The 18,363-nt window shown below is 46.0% G+C and carries 18 protein-coding genes; 3 read left to right on the forward strand and 15 right to left on the reverse strand.

Annotated features, from left to right (window positions below):
• The first annotated feature begins 1 nt into the window (after window position 1).
• Window positions 2-643, forward strand: a complete 642-nt coding sequence (locus BK026_RS11470) for an MBL fold metallo-hydrolase (protein ID WP_071815977.1) — start codon at window positions 2-4, stop codon at window positions 641-643.
• 146 nt (window positions 644-789) lie between these two features.
• Here BK026_RS11470 and BK026_RS11475 read toward each other — a convergent pair whose 3' ends face one another.
• Window positions 790-1,305: a lactoylglutathione lyase family protein gene (locus tag BK026_RS11475; RefSeq protein ID WP_014950763.1), complete on the reverse strand. Its 516-nt coding sequence runs from the start codon at window positions 1,303-1,305 to the stop codon at window positions 790-792.
• 262 nt (window positions 1,306-1,567) lie between these two features.
• Here BK026_RS11475 and BK026_RS11480 point away from each other — a divergent pair, with 262 nt between their 5' ends.
• Entirely contained in the window at window positions 1,568-2,497 is a 930-nt protein-coding gene (locus BK026_RS11480; protein WP_071815978.1) for a LysR family transcriptional regulator, read from the forward strand.
• A gap of 99 nt (window positions 2,498-2,596) precedes the next feature.
• On the opposite strand, the gene BK026_RS11485 is transcribed toward BK026_RS11480, so the two are convergent.
• From BK026_RS11485 to BK026_RS11505, 5 genes are all read right to left on the reverse strand, one after another.
• Entirely contained in the window at window positions 2,597-3,430 is an 834-nt protein-coding gene (locus tag BK026_RS11485; RefSeq protein ID WP_071815979.1) for a class II glutamine amidotransferase, read from the reverse strand.
• A gap of 304 nt (window positions 3,431-3,734) precedes the next feature.
• The gene (locus BK026_RS11490) at window positions 3,735-4,802 is read right to left on the reverse strand and encodes a hypothetical protein (protein ID WP_071815980.1); all 1,068 of its coding nucleotides are present in this window, start codon (window positions 4,800-4,802) and stop codon (window positions 3,735-3,737) included.
• Window positions 4,803-5,020: 218 nt separating this feature from the next.
• The gene (gene yiaA, locus BK026_RS11495) at window positions 5,021-5,491 is read right to left on the reverse strand and encodes an inner membrane protein YiaA (protein WP_071815981.1); all 471 of its coding nucleotides are present in this window, start codon (window positions 5,489-5,491) and stop codon (window positions 5,021-5,023) included.
• A 10-nt stretch (window positions 5,492-5,501) separates the two neighbouring features.
• Window positions 5,502-6,311, reverse strand: a complete 810-nt coding sequence (locus tag BK026_RS11500; protein WP_071815982.1) for a DUF2145 domain-containing protein — start codon at window positions 6,309-6,311, stop codon at window positions 5,502-5,504.
• 7 nt (window positions 6,312-6,318) lie between these two features.
• Window positions 6,319-6,723: a hypothetical protein gene (locus tag BK026_RS11505; RefSeq protein WP_071815983.1), complete on the reverse strand. Its 405-nt coding sequence runs from the start codon at window positions 6,721-6,723 to the stop codon at window positions 6,319-6,321.
• Window positions 6,724-6,854: 131 nt separating this feature from the next.
• Here BK026_RS11505 and BK026_RS11510 point away from each other — a divergent pair, with 131 nt between their 5' ends.
• Window positions 6,855-7,589, forward strand: a complete 735-nt coding sequence (locus tag BK026_RS11510; RefSeq protein WP_071815984.1) for a helix-turn-helix transcriptional regulator — start codon at window positions 6,855-6,857, stop codon at window positions 7,587-7,589.
• Window positions 7,590-7,718: 129 nt separating this feature from the next.
• Here the strand turns inward: BK026_RS11510 and BK026_RS11515 are convergent, their stop codons facing one another.
• From BK026_RS11515 to rutA, 9 genes are all read right to left on the reverse strand, one after another.
• The gene (locus BK026_RS11515) at window positions 7,719-9,221 is read right to left on the reverse strand and encodes an NCS1 family nucleobase:cation symporter-1 (RefSeq protein WP_071815985.1); all 1,503 of its coding nucleotides are present in this window, start codon (window positions 9,219-9,221) and stop codon (window positions 7,719-7,721) included.
• Between the two features lie 305 nt (window positions 9,222-9,526).
• Window positions 9,527-11,845, reverse strand: coding sequence for a TonB-dependent receptor (locus BK026_RS11520; RefSeq protein WP_071815986.1), 2,319 nt, complete (start codon window positions 11,843-11,845; stop codon window positions 9,527-9,529).
• Between the two features lie 303 nt (window positions 11,846-12,148).
• The gene (locus BK026_RS11525) at window positions 12,149-13,639 is read right to left on the reverse strand and encodes a CoA-acylating methylmalonate-semialdehyde dehydrogenase (protein WP_071815987.1); all 1,491 of its coding nucleotides are present in this window, start codon (window positions 13,637-13,639) and stop codon (window positions 12,149-12,151) included.
• Window positions 13,640-13,658: 19 nt separating this feature from the next.
• Window positions 13,659-14,189: a flavin reductase gene (locus BK026_RS11530; RefSeq protein ID WP_014950775.1), complete on the reverse strand. Its 531-nt coding sequence runs from the start codon at window positions 14,187-14,189 to the stop codon at window positions 13,659-13,661.
• 22 nt (window positions 14,190-14,211) lie between these two features.
• Window positions 14,212-14,832, reverse strand: coding sequence for a malonic semialdehyde reductase (locus BK026_RS11535; RefSeq protein ID WP_071815988.1), 621 nt, complete (start codon window positions 14,830-14,832; stop codon window positions 14,212-14,214).
• 178 nt (window positions 14,833-15,010) lie between these two features.
• Window positions 15,011-15,859, reverse strand: coding sequence for a pyrimidine utilization protein D (rutD, locus tag BK026_RS11540; protein ID WP_218163405.1), 849 nt, complete (start codon window positions 15,857-15,859; stop codon window positions 15,011-15,013).
• A 58-nt stretch (window positions 15,860-15,917) separates the two neighbouring features.
• Complete coding sequence (gene rutC, locus BK026_RS11545) at window positions 15,918-16,301, reverse strand: pyrimidine utilization protein C (RefSeq protein ID WP_014950778.1); 384 nt, start codon at window positions 16,299-16,301, stop codon at window positions 15,918-15,920.
• Between the two features lie 132 nt (window positions 16,302-16,433).
• On the reverse strand, window positions 16,434-17,168 hold the full coding sequence (rutB, locus tag BK026_RS11550; protein ID WP_039231260.1) for a pyrimidine utilization protein B: 735 nt from the start codon (window positions 17,166-17,168) through the stop codon (window positions 16,434-16,436).
• Window positions 17,168-18,256: a pyrimidine utilization protein A gene (gene rutA, locus BK026_RS11555; RefSeq protein ID WP_014950780.1), complete on the reverse strand. Its 1,089-nt coding sequence runs from the start codon at window positions 18,254-18,256 to the stop codon at window positions 17,168-17,170. Before rutA ends, rutB begins: the two co-directional genes overlap by 1 nt.
• Window positions 18,257-18,363 lie beyond the last annotated feature (107 nt).

Raw genomic sequence — 18,363 nt, forward strand, 5'->3', positions numbered from 1 at the left:
CGTGGAAATTCAAGTTATACCCGTCACGCCCTTTGCTCAAAACTGTTCTTTAATTTGGGACTCATCCACTAACAAAGGCGCGTTTGTCGACCCGGGCGGCGACATTGAAAAGTTGATTGAAGCTGCATCGAATAAAGGCGTGAGTATAGAGAAAATTATACTCACTCATGGGCACTTAGATCATGTAGGCGGCACTGTCGCCATTGCTGAACATTACGGTGTACCTATTGTTGGGCCGCATATTGGCGATAAATTCTGGCTAGATGCACTTATGCAGCAAAGCCAGATGTTTGGCTTTCCACCTGCCCAGCCATTTGCTCCTAATGAGTGGTTAAACGACAACGACACCATTTCCTTGGGCAATTTAACGCTAGAAGTATTGCATTGCCCGGGCCATACGCCTGGGCATGTGGTATTAGTAGAACGCTCAAGCAATCGGGTTATTGTGGGGGATGTTATTTTCGCAGGGTCAATCGGCAGAACTGATTTCCCACAAGGTAATCACCAGCAATTGATCGACTCGATTAAGCAGAAAATTATGGTGCTACCCGATGACATGACGATTTACCCGGGGCATGGGCCAACTACTACTGTTGCCACCGAAAAGACCTCAAACCCTTATGTTTCGGGTCAATTCGGATAAAACCTCAAGTTTTACATGGGGTTAAGGAACAAAAAGGCGAGGTACGTTGAACAAGCTTTTGCTTGTTTCGCCCTCGCCGTTCGCTTATTTAACGCTTGCTATGCATTCGCTTAGCGCAATGTCTATAAAGCGTTCTTAACTTACCCTTATTCGTATGCACCGCTAGCATAATGCAATTCATAGCTGTGGCTATAAATTTCAAGGATGTTGCCAAACGGGTCTTCCATGTAAATCATGCGGTAAGGCTTTTCACCCGGATAGTAATAACGCGGCGCCTTCATTCGCTTCTTACCACCAGCAGCGACAATTTTTTCAGCCAAGCCTTCTACGTCTGGGTCTTGAACACAGAAATGGAAGATACCGGTTTTCCAGTATTCAAAGTTGTTTTCTGGGTTTTCTTGATTGCTGAACTCGAAAATTTCAACGCCAACACGATCACCTGTTGAAAGGTGCGCAATGCGGAATTTACCCCAACCTGGCCCAAAAACATCAGTACACATTTCACCAATGGCCGAGTCATCTTCAACAATCTCGGTTGGCTTCATGATGAGGTACCAGCCAAGTACTTCGGTATAAAATTTCACGGCAGCTTCTAAGTCAGGTACCGAAATACCGATGTGAGAAAACGTACGTGGATACGGTGTTTTTACTGCTTCAGTCATTACTTACTCCTTTATAGTGCAAGTTGTCAATATGGCTTAAGGGGCCGTTTAGTCGGCTGTGTCGATGCCCCGATTAATTCGAGTGAGTGCAATTTTAATGCAGGTTCAATAACACATTTGATATCAATGTTATTACCAAGCCATTCATTAAAAAGCCCAACGCGAATACCGCTTAAGTAAATGTGTATACATAGTAGCTAGACAAAGATGAAACATGAAATTATGATATTTTCTAAATGTGATAAATTTAAGTTATACCTAAATGATAAACCCTATCTGGCTAGACACCTTCATTACTTTAGTAGAAACGGGTAACTTTACGCGCACTGCAGAGCAACGATTTATGACGCAGCCGGGCGTTAGCCAGCACCTTAAGAAACTGGAAGAGACATGCCAGTGTGAACTGGTGGTTCGTTTGAGCAAAGGGATCCAGCTTACGGAACAGGGCCAGCGTGTGTATCAATATGCCAAAGAGCAGCAGGAAAAAGAGCAAGATTTTATTGCTAGCTTAAAGTTCGACGCCCCTTTTGAAGGAAAATGTGTAGTAGCTTGTTCAGGCGCTATCGCTCAGCGTATTTATCCAGCCCTGCTAGCACTACAAAAACAGTACAGCGCGCTTAATATTCATGTTGAAGTGGCGCCTCGGCGCACAATTCTATCGGGCATAGCGAATAATACCCTTGAACTTGGCATTGTAACTAACCAGCCAGAGAGTGAAGATATACACAGCGAGTACTTAGGCGAAGAAGCGTTGGGGCTTATTCTGCCGCGTGGCCTGCATGATGCTAAAGATATATCTACAACTGCAACGCATAAAACAGAAGACGCAAATGCGTTGAAAGATATCATCAAGCATTTAGGGCTTATTAATCACCCTGACGCCATGCACTACTTGCAGCGCTACTTTAACGATTGCGGAGAGCCTGAATTAGCCAAGGTTAATCCAAATAAGCTGCCCCATGCCGGCTACATCAATCAACTTTCGCAAATTTTGCTACCGGTAAGTGAAGGGTTAGGTTACACCGTGCTGCCCATTAGCACGCTAGACTTTGTATCATTTGCCGACAAACTTACTGTTTACGAAGCAAAAAACGAGGTAACAGAGCCCTTATACAGCGTTCAAACACCCCACAGCGCACTACCCGCCCGCTACCAAGCGGTAAAACAAGCCATCATACAAGTATTGGGTTAAAGTTGGGGTCAGAGTACATTATTAGGCTGGTTTAACGACTAAGGGTAGAGCTTCATGAGATCGGAGTCATTAAAATTACTCTGCCCCCACAATTCGTGATTAGTCGTGAAGCGAAGGGTCGGGCGCTACCATTTCGGCTTCTTTTTTATGTTCAGGTACATCCACTTTCCCCGAGGCAATAACCTCTCCCTCTTGCCATAGCTTCCACTCGCCCCGTTCGTAGATATCCCACTGTTCATCGTTGGTTAGCGGTTCTGTAGCAATAATGCTTACCACATCCTTTGGTGTGGTTTCAGCGGCAAAATCAATTTCTACTTCAACATCACTTAAACAAGCCGGGCCAAAAGGCGCTCTACGAGTAATGCTGGCTAGCTTTGTACTACAGAAGGTAAACAGCCAGTCGCCATTGCTCAGCAAGCAATTGAATACACCTTGCTGTGCATACGCTTGTGCAAGTGCCACCAGTGTTTCAGCTAACTGTTCAGGCATCGCGTCTCGTGAAAGGTTTTGCCTAACATTGTTCATGATGTCACAGAAAAGCTCTTCGCTATCGGTATCCCCAACCGCCTCATAAATACCTGCGCGACGTGAGAAGTTAGGCAACTGCCCATTATGTGCAAACACCCAATAGCGCCCCCAAAGCTCACGGGTGAAGGGGTGCGTGTTCGCTAAGTTGATGTTACCAACATTAGCTTGCCGGATATGACAAATGGCGTTTTTACTTTTGATAGGTAGTTTGGAAACGAAGTCAGCGATGGGTGACGTAGCGCAAGGTTCGGGATCGTGAAACATACGAACGCCCTTACCTTCATAAAAGGCAACGCCCCAGCCGTCTTTATGCGGCCCGGTTTCACCACCGCGGCGAGTCAGCCCGGTAAAACTGAAACATAGGTCAGTAGGAGTGTTCGCACTCATGCCTAAAAGTTCACACACAGCGTTTATTACCTTTAGCAGTTATTTCATTAAGTACGTTGAGAATACGCAAGCTTTTGGATGGAATCAATTCGACATAAGGTAGGAGTATCACATTCTGCCTGAGGTTCCATATTTGCCTTACTACTCGACGGAGATTGGGGTTAGCGTACTTTTTGAGGGAATGTACTCTGACCCCAATATTTTTCGCTGCTGACCAGATAAACGTAGGTATTTTAATACTTACAGTTTTTATTCGGCAGTTAAGAAGTTAACCTTTTGCAAGCCATCACCATCAGCGACGTTCGCTGACGCTGTCATAGACTTATATCTCGCGCTGTGCAGTGAAGGCTTCAAGTTCCCTGAAAAGCAACGAAGGGTTATCTACGCTTAGGTATAACATTGATATACTCTCATTTAATAAAGCCATTCCAGAATAATATGCTTGGGGCCTATTGAAAGTAAGTTTGACGTTAGCTACTCCCCTTCCAAAGTGAAAGTCCTCTTTGGTTAAACTTCTACTCCACTCGCCAATTTCCATGCTTTCTATATTCGCCTTTGGAATTACTACCATTCCCCACCACGAGTTGTTCACTACAACCTTATCCTGCCAAACATAGCAACTGTAATTTTTGCTCACCCGATAGTTCGCAACAAACATGATCACTAGATAGAACACCAAGGTGGCAACCACTAAAGCAATAGTTTCACTGAATTGCGATAGCAATACATATGAGGCATAGGTTGTGACACTCAAAGCAATGAGTACGCCCAGTAAATGCCACCACTTACCAGAGAGTAACTTCAGGTGCACTGCGTTTTTCACATGCTTTTTACTGAAGCTAGGTATAGCGTAATACCAACTTGCCGGTTCATGAGCCAACATTAAAGCAAGCTCTAGTTGCTTAGCCTCTTTACTACTTTTTTCCGGCGCCTCTTCTCTTTCGTATTTTTCAAGCATGTGAATACGCGGGTCGCCACTTAGTTTACGTGCGTCCCAAAGTGCTTTTACGATAGTTACTAATAGCACGACTTCAATGACCATCAACACAGCAATGATGGGGTATTTTAGGTAGCTAATAAAAGCAAAATAATGCGCAAGCTGCTCCGGATAGTTATAGCGAGCTATCAAGCTACTTAACGAAAATATTAGCAGTACTTTCCAAAGAGCTTGTTCGCCAATACGGATAACCCAGAAGTAATACAACACCGGCAGCACAAGGAAATAAACCAACGAAACAACCGCCGTATTACGCCAACTTGGCTCTGAAATGATATTGCTAAAGGTAAGCGTAATGTCTGGCAAGGTACTCGGTAAAAACCATGTGCCTACATAAAAACAAACCGCAGCAACAATTAAAAAAGCAATTCTGTATTTGACGGGTTTACGCATATTTCATCCCTGATGCGTTGAAGATAAGAAGCAGCTAAGAAGCTAAATTGTTGATACACAATACGAAAAAATGGGGTCAGAGTACATTAATTTGATGGCGGAGGTCGTCTAACGTTGGCGAAATGTACTCTGCCCCCAAATCTTACGGGGGTCAGAGTATATTAGTTTGGTGGCAGGGTCGTCTGACTTTGGTGAAATGTATTATGACCCCGTTACTTTTATGCGGCTTTTACTTTGGTGGTTGTTTCAGGTTGTGAAACGTTAGTTTCTAGTTGGGGGGCGACGCTACTTGGCTCGCCATGAGTTTGGCTATCGCGAACATTCTTTTGAACCGTTATGGCGGCAAATAAGCTTAAAGTAAACGCCATTCCAAAAAAGCCTTTTTCACTTAATAAGAGTTCGGCGTTCAGTAACCCAATAACTAACAGTACAATGGCTGAGGCAGTAGCAACAGCGGATGCTAACAAGTACGCCTTGGTAGTAGGCACGCCTTCCATTTTATCGCGTACCGTTTTTTGTAAGCTCACCACAGAAAACAAACCAAATAGCATAATAGTGAAGTAATAACCTTTTTCGTTAAGGGCCATAGGCGCGTTATACAAACCTATGAAATAAGCACCAACGCCTACAATGAGTGCTGCTAGTGACGCGATACGAAACGCTTTAGTGGGTTTATTCATGTTTTGCATAGTAAAGCTCCTAAATATTTTCTATTTGACCCGAGTGGGTAAACGTAACGGCCTTGTTTGTTAAATTGTACTTCTGCATATAGCGAGCAAGGCTTCCGAAAGTGGTGGTTTCTATCTTGCGACCGTGATCTGATAGGGTTACGCCATCACTGAATATACTTGCCAAGCCAAGTTTTGCGCGGCTCATGTTTACTTTTTGCGGTACAAAATGTGCTTTTGCATTTACCTTTAGCTGCGCAATATCAGTAGTTGAGTAGATTGCAGCGTTCAAAACATCAAGGGTGTATTCTGTGCAGTTCTGGCGTTCGCTATTAAACGGGTTGGCCACTACCGAATAGCGAGGGTTGTGAAGCAGCTTAGCTTTGTCATCGCGATAAAGATTCACTAACGCTTGCTGCACTTCTGCTGAAGGAATAATAATTCCTGCTTCAAGCGCATACGCGCCCCAGAAGAAATCTACAGGATAGTCGGTAATCAAATGACTTTTTCCCTGCGCTTCAGCATCTTGATACAAATTGTGTATGGCATAACCTTTCGCCGTATTGCCATTGGTCAGCTGAACAGTTGAGTAAATAGCAACGGCGGTATGAGTAAAGCGAATGCCTTTCGGCATATCCTCAATAGGTCTGCCACGTCTAGCAATGATAAAAGCTCTCGCCCCTTCACTTGCCGCATACTTTTCCACATTTTTTGAAAAAGTCGCAATCGCTTCTGGCGTAAAAGTGGGCTTACCATGCTGCTGGCTACCCGCGTATACGACATGAATACTAGACATCAACAATACAAAAGCGAACCCGATTGAAGTTAAGTAGGCTTTCATGTTTCACCTATCGCTGAGTATTAGTTGTAGTTGTGATCACTTTAGTTTTGGTAGTAACCACTTGGTTTGGAGCGGGGTCGGCGGTAATAATGGTTTCAGTTATTACCAAAGGCTGGTTGTGCGCTACTGACAATTGATGGCTAGCCTGATGAAGGTTACGAGCGCTTTCGTTCACCGCGCTTTCTACCACCGCGCTTCCGGCTACAACCACACTTCCGGTCACTACTACCGGCACTGCCACGACCGCACTGGCTACCGAAGCGGTTGTCGCCAAGCCTTCAGAAGCCGCTAAAACACTGTGCTTACTGGCCTTGCCGCTATGGTCAAAAGAATCATCCGCCATTGCAGAATGAGTAAGAAGCGCACTACCAAGTAGTGCAGTTAACATCAATGTTGAACGTGTATTTTTCATATCACTTGCTCCTAGTTTGTTAAGACAAGATGTGCCTGAACACTTTCTACACTAGAACCAAGAATAAATTTCGTAAACCAAAATGATTAATGTAGTATTAAATTACACCACAAGTATAAAAAAGTAATACCATGAGCCAGATTAGTCTTGTTTACGACACTTTGAAGCAATGCTTACGGGAACAGCGACTTACCTATAAGCGGCTTGCAGAAGCGCTAAATGTGAGTGAAGCGAGTGTGAAGCGTAACTTTTCATTGCAGGCGTTCAGCCTTGATAAGTTAGAGCAAATTTGTGAGTGCTTAAATTTGTCATTAAGTGATTTATTTAGCCTTTCACAAAAACAGCAGGAGAAAATTTCGCAACTGTCTGAACAGCAAGAAATGGAACTGCTCGCTAACCCCAAGCTATTACTTGCCGCGGTGTGTGTTCGTGACGGCTGGCGCTTTTCTGAACTCATCGAACATTACGACCTTGATGAAGTAGAAGGTATTAAACTAATGACGACCCTCGACAGGCTTAAGCTTATCGAACTGTTGCCGAACAACCGTTATAAGCTACTTATCGCACAGGATTTTCGCTGGATCCCAGGCGGCCCACTAGAGAAATTTATGGAACAGGAAGTTATGGTGAAGTTTATGGACCCAAAGAAAAACGAGCCATGGATGTTCCGTTTCTATTTACGCGGCCGTTATTCTCAGACCTCAGTTTCGATTATTCAGCGCCGTCTTGAACAACTGCGACAAGAAGCAGCAAAACTCAGCAGTGAAGATAATGCCCTACCAATTGAAGAGCGCCAACACATCGGTCTTTTAATGGCGATGCGGCCTTGGGAGCCTTCTCTTTTTGAAAATATGCAGCGAAAATAACCCTGTCGAAGTATATTTGGGGGGGTCAGAGTCCATTTCGTAGAAAAGCACTCCGCCCCCATTGGTTTACTACATAGAAAATTACTCTGATCCCGTTAGTTTACTGCTCAGAAAAGTACTCTGACCCTATTATTGGGAGGCGCTTTTTGCCTCCATGGTGACGGGTATTCTGTTGGAGAGCAGCAGATAAACCATGCTGGCGATGATTAGCCCTACAAACCATGCATAGGCGTAAAGCGTATCGAAAATAGCTGGCACGCTTTCTACAAAACCAGCTGCGTGCAGAAAACCGGGGATATTGGGTAAAATGCCAATAATAAGTGCAGTCACACCCGCCATGTTCCAACCGTTGTTCGCGCCATATTCGCCACTGTGTTGAAATAGCGCATCTATGTTTAAGGTCGATTTTCTTAAGATAAAATAATCGGCAATCAATATACCCGCGATAGGGCCAAGCAGCGCAGAATACCCGGTAAGCCATGTAAATAAATAGCCCCCCGCGGTTTCAAGCAGCTTCCAGGGGAAGATAGCAACGCCGATACCAGCGGTTATATAGCCCCCCATTTTGAAGCTTATTTTCGATGGCGCCATATTCGAAAAGCCATAGGCTGGGGCTACCATATTAGCGGCTAAGTTTGTGGTTAACGTTGCAAGTGCTAATGCTGCAAGCGCTAACACGACTCCCATTCCGCCCATTCGACCGGCAAGTGCAACAGGGTCCCAAATAGCCTCACCATAGATGGTTACAGTCGCAGAGGTAACCGCTACACCAATAAAGGCAAACAGTGCCATAGGTAAGGGTAAGCCAATAGCTTGCCCTAGCATTTGATCTTTTTGTGATTTAGCAAAGCGCGTAAAGTCGGGAATATTTAAAGCCATGGTTGCCCAAAACCCCACCATAGAAGTTAGACCTGCGAAGAAAGCTGTCCAAAACTGCCCTTCTTTAGCGCCGCCTTCAACAAACTGAGACGGCGTTGACAACATTTCGCCGAACCCACCAGCATTAACGTATGCCCAACCAAGAAGCGCTAGCCCCATTAAGATCAAAAATGGTGCAGCAAAAGTCTCAAGCCAACGAATAGATTCAGTGCCGTGCTTTATAAAAACTAAGTGCATCGCCCAAAAGGCAAAGAAGCACAGAGTTTGTGTGATATCGATACCTAAAAACGGTAACGCTTGCCCCACAAATGCGTCGCCGCTGACACTGTTTAAAATAACGTAAATAGCACTGCCGCCTACCCATGTGTTAATTCCAAACCACCCGCATGCTACAAGTCCACGAGCCAGTGCAGGAATCTTCGCGCCTTTGGTGCCAAATGCGCTACGTAACAAAACAGGAAAAGGTAAGCCGTATTTGGCACCCGCATGGCCTATTAACATCATGGGTACGAGCACGATAATGTTTCCCAACAGCACGGTTATTACTGCCTGGTACCAGTTCATACCTTCAGAAACCAAACCTGCTGACAAAAGATAGGTGGGTACACACACCACCATGGCAACCCACAATGCCGCATAGTCTTTCCATATCCACGTTCTAGTTTCCGCGTTGGTTGGCGCTAAATCTTCATTCCATAAATCGCCATCGTAATGGGAAGGTTTTGTCATGGTTTGATTGTTGGTGTTATCCACGATCTATTTCCTTATTGGGTTTGCTGTTGCCCGCTGCGTTGTTTTACACAACATCGTGCTTAGCAAAGCGGTACGTTAAAGAAAGCATCAGTGCTCTCAACGGCATATTGGTTAAGATAGAGGCATACAGCTGAGCTTTACCTCTACTGACAAAAAGAAGCAAAAATACTGCCGTTTCGCGCGCTTTAATACTGCTAAACCTAAATACCGTTTTGCAGAAGCTGATATTTAGGATAGCTATTCAGGTTTAGTCTTAAAAACAGATGAAGCGCTTTATTTCATTAAATAAAGCGCAGCCACTCTACTTAAAAACTACGTCTTAGTGTCACGCCAACCGTTCGTGGCTTGGCATATGAAATTTGCGACGTTCCATAAAACCCAGACACATCGAAGCCTATTAGTTCGTGGTCAGAGTCAAACAGGTTATCTACGTATGCGGCTAGGCTCCATTTGTCTTGCCCATCTACCCACGTTACGCGGGCATCTGCCGTAGCATAGCTGTCAATTTCATGAGCGGTAAAATTACGCGCATTGTGAAACGTTTCAGACTGATAGTTTGCCGACAGTTGAGCTGCCATATTGCCTTCAAAGGCATCCCAGTTGTAGCGTACCATGGCAGACGCTTGATACTCTGGGGTAAATGGCGGCGTTGTATCAGCAAAGTACCCAGAGGCCACCTCTAGGTCTTCAACCACGGCATCGGTATAAGAGAAGTTAACCATTACATCTAAACTGTCTGTCGGGGTTAAGAATACTTCTAGCTCTACCCCGCTAAACGAAGCCTCTTCATTAGTCACCACGCCCGCATTATTCACCCATGAAAACGACTGATAATTGCTGTAATCATAGTAAAATACGTTAGCATTAAATACGCCGCTTCCTTGCATAAAACTATGCTTTAAACCAGCTTCATAAGAAGTGAGCTCTTCAGGTTCATAAAAACTAAAGCCGCCAAATAAAGGCGCATTAAAGCTTCCTGCTTTAACGCCTCGGTTGACTCCTGCGTAATACAAACTATTACCCACGCTGTATTCCAACTGAAGCTTTGCCGACCATAAGTTTTGGTCGTTACTTTGCTCAGTAAATTCTAGCGAAGGGGTGCTGGTGTCAATCTCAATAACTCGGTCGTCGGTGTTCTCGTTCTGATAAACATTACCCACAAAGTCTTTGTCTTCACGGGTATAGCGTAAGCCACCAACCAGAACAAGGTCGTCAGTCAAGCTATAGTCTATTTGCCCAAATACAGAGTAAGACTCGGTTTCAAGAGATACCAAGGTGTTATTTTCTTCACCGCCCAAGAAAAAGGTGGTAGGTGAACCCGCCAAGCCTTGGCTATAGTCTGTATCGATAGACAGATAATAAAGCCCCCCAACCCATTTCAAGTCAGCAGTTTCACCAGAAAAGCGAAACTCTTGGCTAAACTGCTCTATCGTGCTGTTGGACTGGAAAATAAGTTCGGGTGACGCGGTTTGGTCGGAGTCGAGGCCGACCGTACGTTTAAATTCTTTATAATCAGACATGGCGAAGAAATCGAATTCTTCGAAGGCATAGTCTAATGTTGCTGCAAGGCCTTTCGATTTGATTTTGTTTTGATCATCAAAAGCGAAGTCTTTATTTACTTTATTACCCGAACCATCAGGGTCGAAGTTACCATTGAAATCGCCGCCTTGAATGGGACGGAAAGGGTCGCCATTGAAGTTGCCATCTACGCAAACGCCAGCCTGAATAGTGTCACAACCTAGCGGGTCGTCAGCAGCATAAATAACGTCAATTACATTACCGTCGGCATCTTTTACTTCTGTGGTATTGACCACCTGATAAGGGCCTTCACTTTTGGTTGTATCAGACCAGTTACCGCTTAGTAGCAGCGAGCCTTCTTCACCAATATCAAATAGCAGTTGAGCTCGAAACGCTTTGGTATCATCGTTGTACCCGTCTTCACCGCCTCCTACTGAACCCAAGCGCGTATCGGGCGCTGCGCCGTCTTCATAAATATTCTCTAGGATCTCACCTTGCTGATTGGTAAACCCAGAAAAGCGGCCATAAATGCCGTCTGCTAGTTCGCCTGATATCGCCCCTTCGAAGCGGTATTGCTCGAAACGTGCGGCAGTAAACTCAGCATAACCCTCTGTATCGGCAGTAGGCTTGGCGGTAACCGTATTAACCAGTCCGCCTGTGGCATTTCTTCCGAATAATGTTCCCTGTGGACCTTTAAGAATTTCGATGCGAGCTACATCGAATAAACCAAAGGTTTGTGCTTGGGTACTGGCTAAATAGCCACCGTCGACATAAACCGCCACCGGCGCTTCCGCCAAGTCAGCGTAATCGTTTTGCACCACGCCTCGAATATTGAAAATAGCACGCTGACCACCAATATCCCCGGCTAACGATACGCCAGGGGTAAACGCGATAAGCTCAGTGCTGCTTTCAAGGCCAAGCGCCTCTAATTGCTCCCCTGAAAAGGCGGTGATAGCGATACCTACATCGCTTATGTTCTCGTTGCGTTTTTGCGCTGTAACTTCAATACTTTCCCAAACATTCTCTGCAGCAAAGGCCGCTGGCGTACCAAACGCCATAGCTACGGTTAACGCCAGCAGACGCTTGTGTGTGTTTAACGTATGCATGTTTTACTCTCGTTTATAGTTCTTTCTAACAAGCCTTGCGGCGGTGTTGTCCCGATATTTTTTTGTAAGAGTAACGGTCGACGTGAACTGCATATCGATTGCCACTGGGGTGCAAGACAAAGGCAGGACTGGAGAGGAACTGCCAAAGGCTTGCGGTTTTAAATTGTTATTATTGATGGCTCACTGTTAAGCCTAATTTTCTGTTCTTTTACCTGCTGTAAATAGCGAGTTGCCATGAAGGCTGCCTAGCTATTTCGCGGGGGCAAAGTTCTTATGGTCAGTTAAAACCAATACACCAAGGCATTAACTTGGAAATGAAAAGCTCACGCCTTCTCGAACGCCGCTCGAAGGCCAACGCTGAGTAATGGTTTTGCGTTTGGTGTAAAAGCGCACGCCATCTGGGCCGTATGCGTGAAGGTCACCAAAGAGAGAGCGCTTCCACCCACCAAAGCTGTGATAAGACACGGGCACTGGCAGCGGAACGTTTATGCCTACCATGCCCACTTGGATATTGTCTGAGAAGTAACGGGCAGCCTCGCCATCACGGGTGAAAATACAGGTACCATTGCCGTACTCATGGTTGTCAATGAGCTGCATGGCTTGCTGCATACTGTCAACGCGCATGACTTGTAGTACAGGTCCAAAAATTTCAGCCTTGTAGCTGGCCATTTCAGGCGTAACCTTGTCGATAAGTGTTGCACCTAAGAAGAACCCCGTCTCGTAGCCTTCTACGCTAGGGTCTCTGCCATCTACGACCACATCTGCGCCTTGCTCAGCCGCACTGCTAATGTACCCTTCTACTTTCTCTTTGTGCTGAAGGGTAATAAGCGGGCCGAAATCGTTAGTCGCATCGTCAAAAGCCCCTACTTTTAAGCCTTTCATGGCTGATTGCATTTTATCTACAATTTCATCTGCCACTTTATCGCCTACGGCAACCACGACAGACAACGCCATGCAGCGCTCGCCTGACGAGCCAAAAGCAGCACCTAAAAGCTGATTCACTGCGTTATCGATGTCGGCATCAGGCATCACAATAGCGTGGTTTTTAGCGCCACCTAATGCTTGGCAGCGCTTGCCATTAGCATTGGCTTTTGAATAGATGTATTCGGCGATAGGCGTTGAACCTACAAAACTCACTGCTTTAATGCGCTCGTCATCAAGTATTTGATCAACCGCTTCTTTGTCGCCGTTAATAACGTTAAAAACGCCGTCGGGTAGCCCTGCTTCTTTAAGTAGCTTGGCTAGGAAAATGGCGCAGCTTGGATCGCGCTCAGAGGGTTTTAAAACAAAGGTGTTACCGCAAACAATGGCAAGCGGAAACATCCAAAGGGGCACCATGGCCGGAAAGTTAAATGGTGTAATTCCCGCCACCACGCCAAGAGGCTGAAACTCGCTCCAAGAGTCTATACTTGGCCCAACATTTTTACTGTGCTCGCCCTTTAACAACTGGGGTGCACCGCAGGCAAACTCAACATTTTCAATACCGCGCTGTAATTCGCCTGCCGCATCGTGGCTTATCTTGCCGTGCTCCGCACCAATTAATGCAATAATTTCATCGGCATGTTCTTCAAGTAAGCTTTTAAATTTGAACATAACGCGAGCGCGCTTACTTACTGGCGTATTACGCCACTCAACAAACGCATTTTGCGCGCTGACGATAGCGTCGTTTACCGTCGCTTTTGACGCCAGTAAAACCAGTTTTTCTGCCTCGCCCGTCGCCGGGTTATAAACATCTTGCATGCGCCCCTTTGGGGTACAGGTTTCACCGTTAATAAAGTGGCCTACTACTTTCATTATTTGTCTAATCCTTTAGTTATGCGTCTTTACATGCGCTGTGATAGCCGCGCTGATAATATAAAAGCGCGTCGGCTTCTGGGTCTTGCTTGATATCCACCACCTGGCAAAAAATAACGTCGTGAGTGGCCACACTTTTAACGTCTGTAATAATGCAATCGAAGCTGACTGCAGCATCGGCAAGTCTTGGGCAGCCGGTCGTCGATTCCACCCAATCACCAATTTCAAAGCGTTCGTTCATGGGCGCTTTGCCACCAAATGTGTTTGAAATTAACTGATGCTGTGAAGTAAGGGTGTTGATAACCAAATGCGTGCTGTTTTTAAAAACCTGATGTACAGATGCACCGCGATTTAAACAAACCAATAAGGTTGCAGGGTTATCACTTACGCTACATACGGCGGTCGCCGTAAAGCCTGCACGCCCTTCTGGGCCAATGGTTGTAACGACGTTTACCGCTGCCGCTAAACTCGACATACCTTCTCGATAAGCTTCGGGAGTTACCGGGGGAAGCACTTCTGTTACTGCGTTTTTTATTGCTGTAATAGTCATACAAATATCCTTTAAGTTGGCGTTACACGATGTGGCAGGCTTGCTCGAAACTTAAGCGAGGTAAGCGTTTATGTACTTTCTCTTTATCGCCGTAGCCAATGTTCAGTAAGAAATTCACCTTCCACGTGCTATCTGAAAAGAAAGTTTCGTTAAGTAATGTGGGGTTGAAACCAGACATGGCGCCAGCGTCAAGGCCTAGGGCGCGAACGGCGCTTATTAAGTAAGCCCCTTGCATAGAGCTATTGCGCATGGCGGTCTCATAGGCCGCTTCTGGACTTGAAGTAAACCAACTTTTCGCATCTGCATAAGGGAATAACGTAGGAAGCTCTTCGTAGAACTCTTCGTCGTAGGCCACTATAACCGTACAGGGTGCGGTCATGGTTTGTTCAACATTACCGCTTGAAAGGCTAGGTTTGAGCTTTTCTCTCCCTTCATCTGAGGTAATGAAAACAAATCGCGCTGGGCTGCAATTTGCCGATGTCGAGCCTACTTTTACTAAATCGTACAGCTGTTTCAACACAGCTTCTGAAATAGGTTTGTCGTGCCATTTGGTGTGGGTATGCGCATCGGTAAAGAGTTGGGCTAGTCCAGCCTCGGCAAGCGGGCTAGTTGCTTTAAACTCTGTATTTTGTGTATCAGTCATTTTAAATTCATTCCAGTTTTATCAGATCTTTTAAGCGCTACGCTATGCTCTCGGTTTTTACGCTTAGCGCTTTTTTAGCTATCACGTTATTGAAGCTGTAGCTTTGCAGCTTGTTTACAATGCATACGCCTCATCAGTTGAGAAACACCTCATAGCTTGATGCAGTGTCGTGTTCACGTTAGGCCACTTGCCCTAAATAGCTGCGCAGCAGTTCATTAAACGCAATTGGGTTTGTAATGCTTGATGCATGCCCGCCGTATTCCATGACCGACAATTCGGCGTTGGGCATAGCTTCAGCCAACATCTGTGAACGCTGCCACGGCACCAAGGTATCGTCTTTGTTGGCAAGCGCTAACGTTGGTGTGGTGATGGCGTGCAAACTCTTATCAATATTGAACGTACTAAGGGCACCAATGCGGGCGAGCAGATTTTCTTCGTTAGGGAAATGGTTGAGTAAGTGCGCCTCTTCCTCTGCCAAGTGGGCGGCATTCGCGGCTATCCAATCAGGCGGAAACAGCAGCAGCGCCTGAAGTTGCAAATACATGTCCTTTCTGCCTGCCGCCAATAACGCTTTGCGTATATTAAAGCAGCGCAATGTGTGCGGATTTGGACTGCTCCACGCATTTACCAGCACTAAACTTTGTAAAAGCTTAGGTTTAGACAAAGCAAGCTCAAGCCCCACCAAACCACCCAGCGCGTGACCGACGAAATGGCACGCTTGCACTTCAAGTTTTCTAAGAAGTGCAGCGAGTTCATCCGTCATATTTGAAATGCTGTAATTCGCTGGCAAGTCACCCACACTTTTGTTCGTGCCATAGTGATCGTAAGTAATCACTCTGTAATCTTGGGTAAAGTCAGCCAGTTGAGGCTGCCAAAATTTTGCTGCCCCGCCCAGTCCAGAACTAAACACAATCGTAGGTGCGTCGGGCGACGTTAAACCGTGAATCTCGTAATGTAACTTGTTGCCCACTTCACCGTTCATTTCGCCGCTCATGTGGGCGTAGCCTGCCTGCGCATCAGAATGCATAAAGCTCACCTAAATAAAACCAATGGGCGCAGTTCGCGGGTAGTCCAAACATAACCGTCTACCCAATGTGCGCTACAGATGCGATTTCAATTAAGGCCTCTGGTTTTACCAGCCCAACTTTAATGCAGTAACGCGCCGGTTTTTCACCTGGAAAGTATTCGGCGTACACCTTGTTTACCGCGGCGTAGTCATCCCAATCGGTAATAAAAATTGAGTTGAAAGTGACGTCATCCATAGTGCCGCCCGCTTCTTCGATGACGCTTTTAATGGTTTCTAAAACGTGGCGCGTTTGTGCTTCGGCGTCGCCCACGTGGACTACATCGTTGTTTTCGTCAAACGGTAAGGTACCTGACACATATAGAATATTGTCAGCCATAGAGCCTGGAACAAAAGGAGCTATGGGTGTTGATGTACCTGCTGGAATAATGGCTTTCTTTGGCATGTTCTTATCCTTTTCGTTGCGCTTTCTATACGTTGCTGCCTAGCGCCTATAAATGGTTTATTTCAAATTGTGCAAACTGATTTATCGCGTTGTTTTTGTCTGCGTGGCTACTAGATGCTAAGAAGAAAGCACCTAACTCGTCCCTTCAAATACTTCACAGAACTGCGCGGTGGTAGACACCCACCCGAAAAACGTCTGAATGTTGAAAAGTGAGGCCTCGTGAATGTCTGGCGGGCCAGCTTGATATGCCGCATCGGCCAGCACCACACCAAAATATTCCAGATGGAAGCCATCGCGCAGCGTAGATTCCACACACACATTGGTTGCAATGCCTGTAAACACTAAGTTGCGAATACCGCGTGCGCGCAGCATGCTGTCTAAATTAGTATTGTAAAAACCGCTGTAACGGGTTTTAGGAATAATGATGTCGCCATCTTGAGGCTTTAGCGCATCGACAAGCGCGTAATCCCAAGTACCTTTGGCCAGCAAACTTCCCTTAAGCTCTGGTTGTTTGCGCATGGTTTTAAGGGCATTAGACTTATACCAGTTCGGCGAACCAGGGCCGCCGGCCTCTTTATAGTCGGCATCCCATCCATTTTGTAAGAACACCACAGGCATGCCTGCAGCCCGCGCTGTTTCAAGCACTTTAGTGGTGTTTTCAATGACTGGCGCCGTAGTGGACACATCAAAACCCGCCTTGTCTAAGTAGCCGTTTTTACTGGCATAAGCGTTTTGCAAATCCACCACAATAACGGCAGTTTCCGCAGGGTTTAACGTCAACGGTTCAGGCTTAGCTGGCAGTACGGGCTGCCCTGTTTGACGTGCTTGAAAGCACCCTGAGACCTCAAATATTTCACCGGCTGACATTAGGCGGCTCCCGATGTGCTAAGCAAGTGCTGACGGGATTTCATTAGCGGCTGAATTTTAGTGCCGAAATCATCCATGCCTTTAAGGAAGTCATCGAAGGTCAGCAATACACCTTCACAGCCCGGCACTGTGGCTATTTCATCAAGCATAGAGGCCACCGACTCATAGGAACCCACCAGCGTCCCCATGTTCAGGTTTACTGCTGAGGTTGGGTTGGTCATATCGCGGATATTCGTGTCTTTACCCGATTTCTTATCAGCAGCTCCTTGCGTTGCCATCCAGTCCAACGCGGACTGATCTTTGCCGTCTTTATAGCTTTCCCATTTCGCCATGGCGGCTTCATCCGTCTCATCGGCAATAACCATGATAAGTACCGCTGAACCTACGCTGCGACCGTGTTTTTCAGCCGCTTCAGTTAAGCGCGCTGCGGTTGGTGCAAAAGCGGTAGGTGTATTTACGCCTTTACCAAAGCAGAAATTATAGTCGGCATGACGGGCAGAGAAATCCATGCCTGCTGCGCTTTGACCGGCACAGATAAGTGGAATTTTTCGCTGTGGCTTGGGCAACATTCGGCAATCATCCATTTGGAAATGCTCGCCTTTAAAATCGCTTTTTCCGGTTTCCCATAATTCTTTGACTACCTGAATGTATTCATCCAAATACTCATAGCGGTTACCGAAAAATTCATCGCCCGGCCACATACCCATTTGCGAGTATTCAGGGCGTTGCCAGCCAGTGACTAGGTTTACGCCAAAACGTCCGTTGGAGATAGAGTCGATGGTACTGGCCATGCGCGCCATGATTGCAGGCGGCAAGACTAGTGTGGCAGCCGTGGCATATAGTTGAATTTTTGAGGTAACAGCAGCAAGGCCTGCCATTAACGTAAACGACTCTAAGTTGTAGTCCCAAAATTCGGTTTCACCGCCAAACCCTCGCAGTTTGATCATAGAGAGCGCAAAATCCATATCGTACTTTTCAGCCTTCATTACAATCTCTTTGTTGAGATCGAAGGAAGGTTTGAACTGAGGCGAATTTTTCGAAATTAACCAGCCGTTGTTACCAATTGGAATAAATACACCTATATCCATGTTGTTCCCTCTGCTTGTTTGCGTTTTAAGCGGTTTACCCCGCTTTTTTAAGGTTGCCGAATTCAAAACATTGAAGTGGCGGTATACATAGTGAACAGCATAAAGCA

The sequence above is a fragment of the Alteromonas sp. V450 genome, assembly GCF_001885075.1.
GTDB lineage: Bacteria > Pseudomonadota > Gammaproteobacteria > Enterobacterales > Alteromonadaceae > Alteromonas.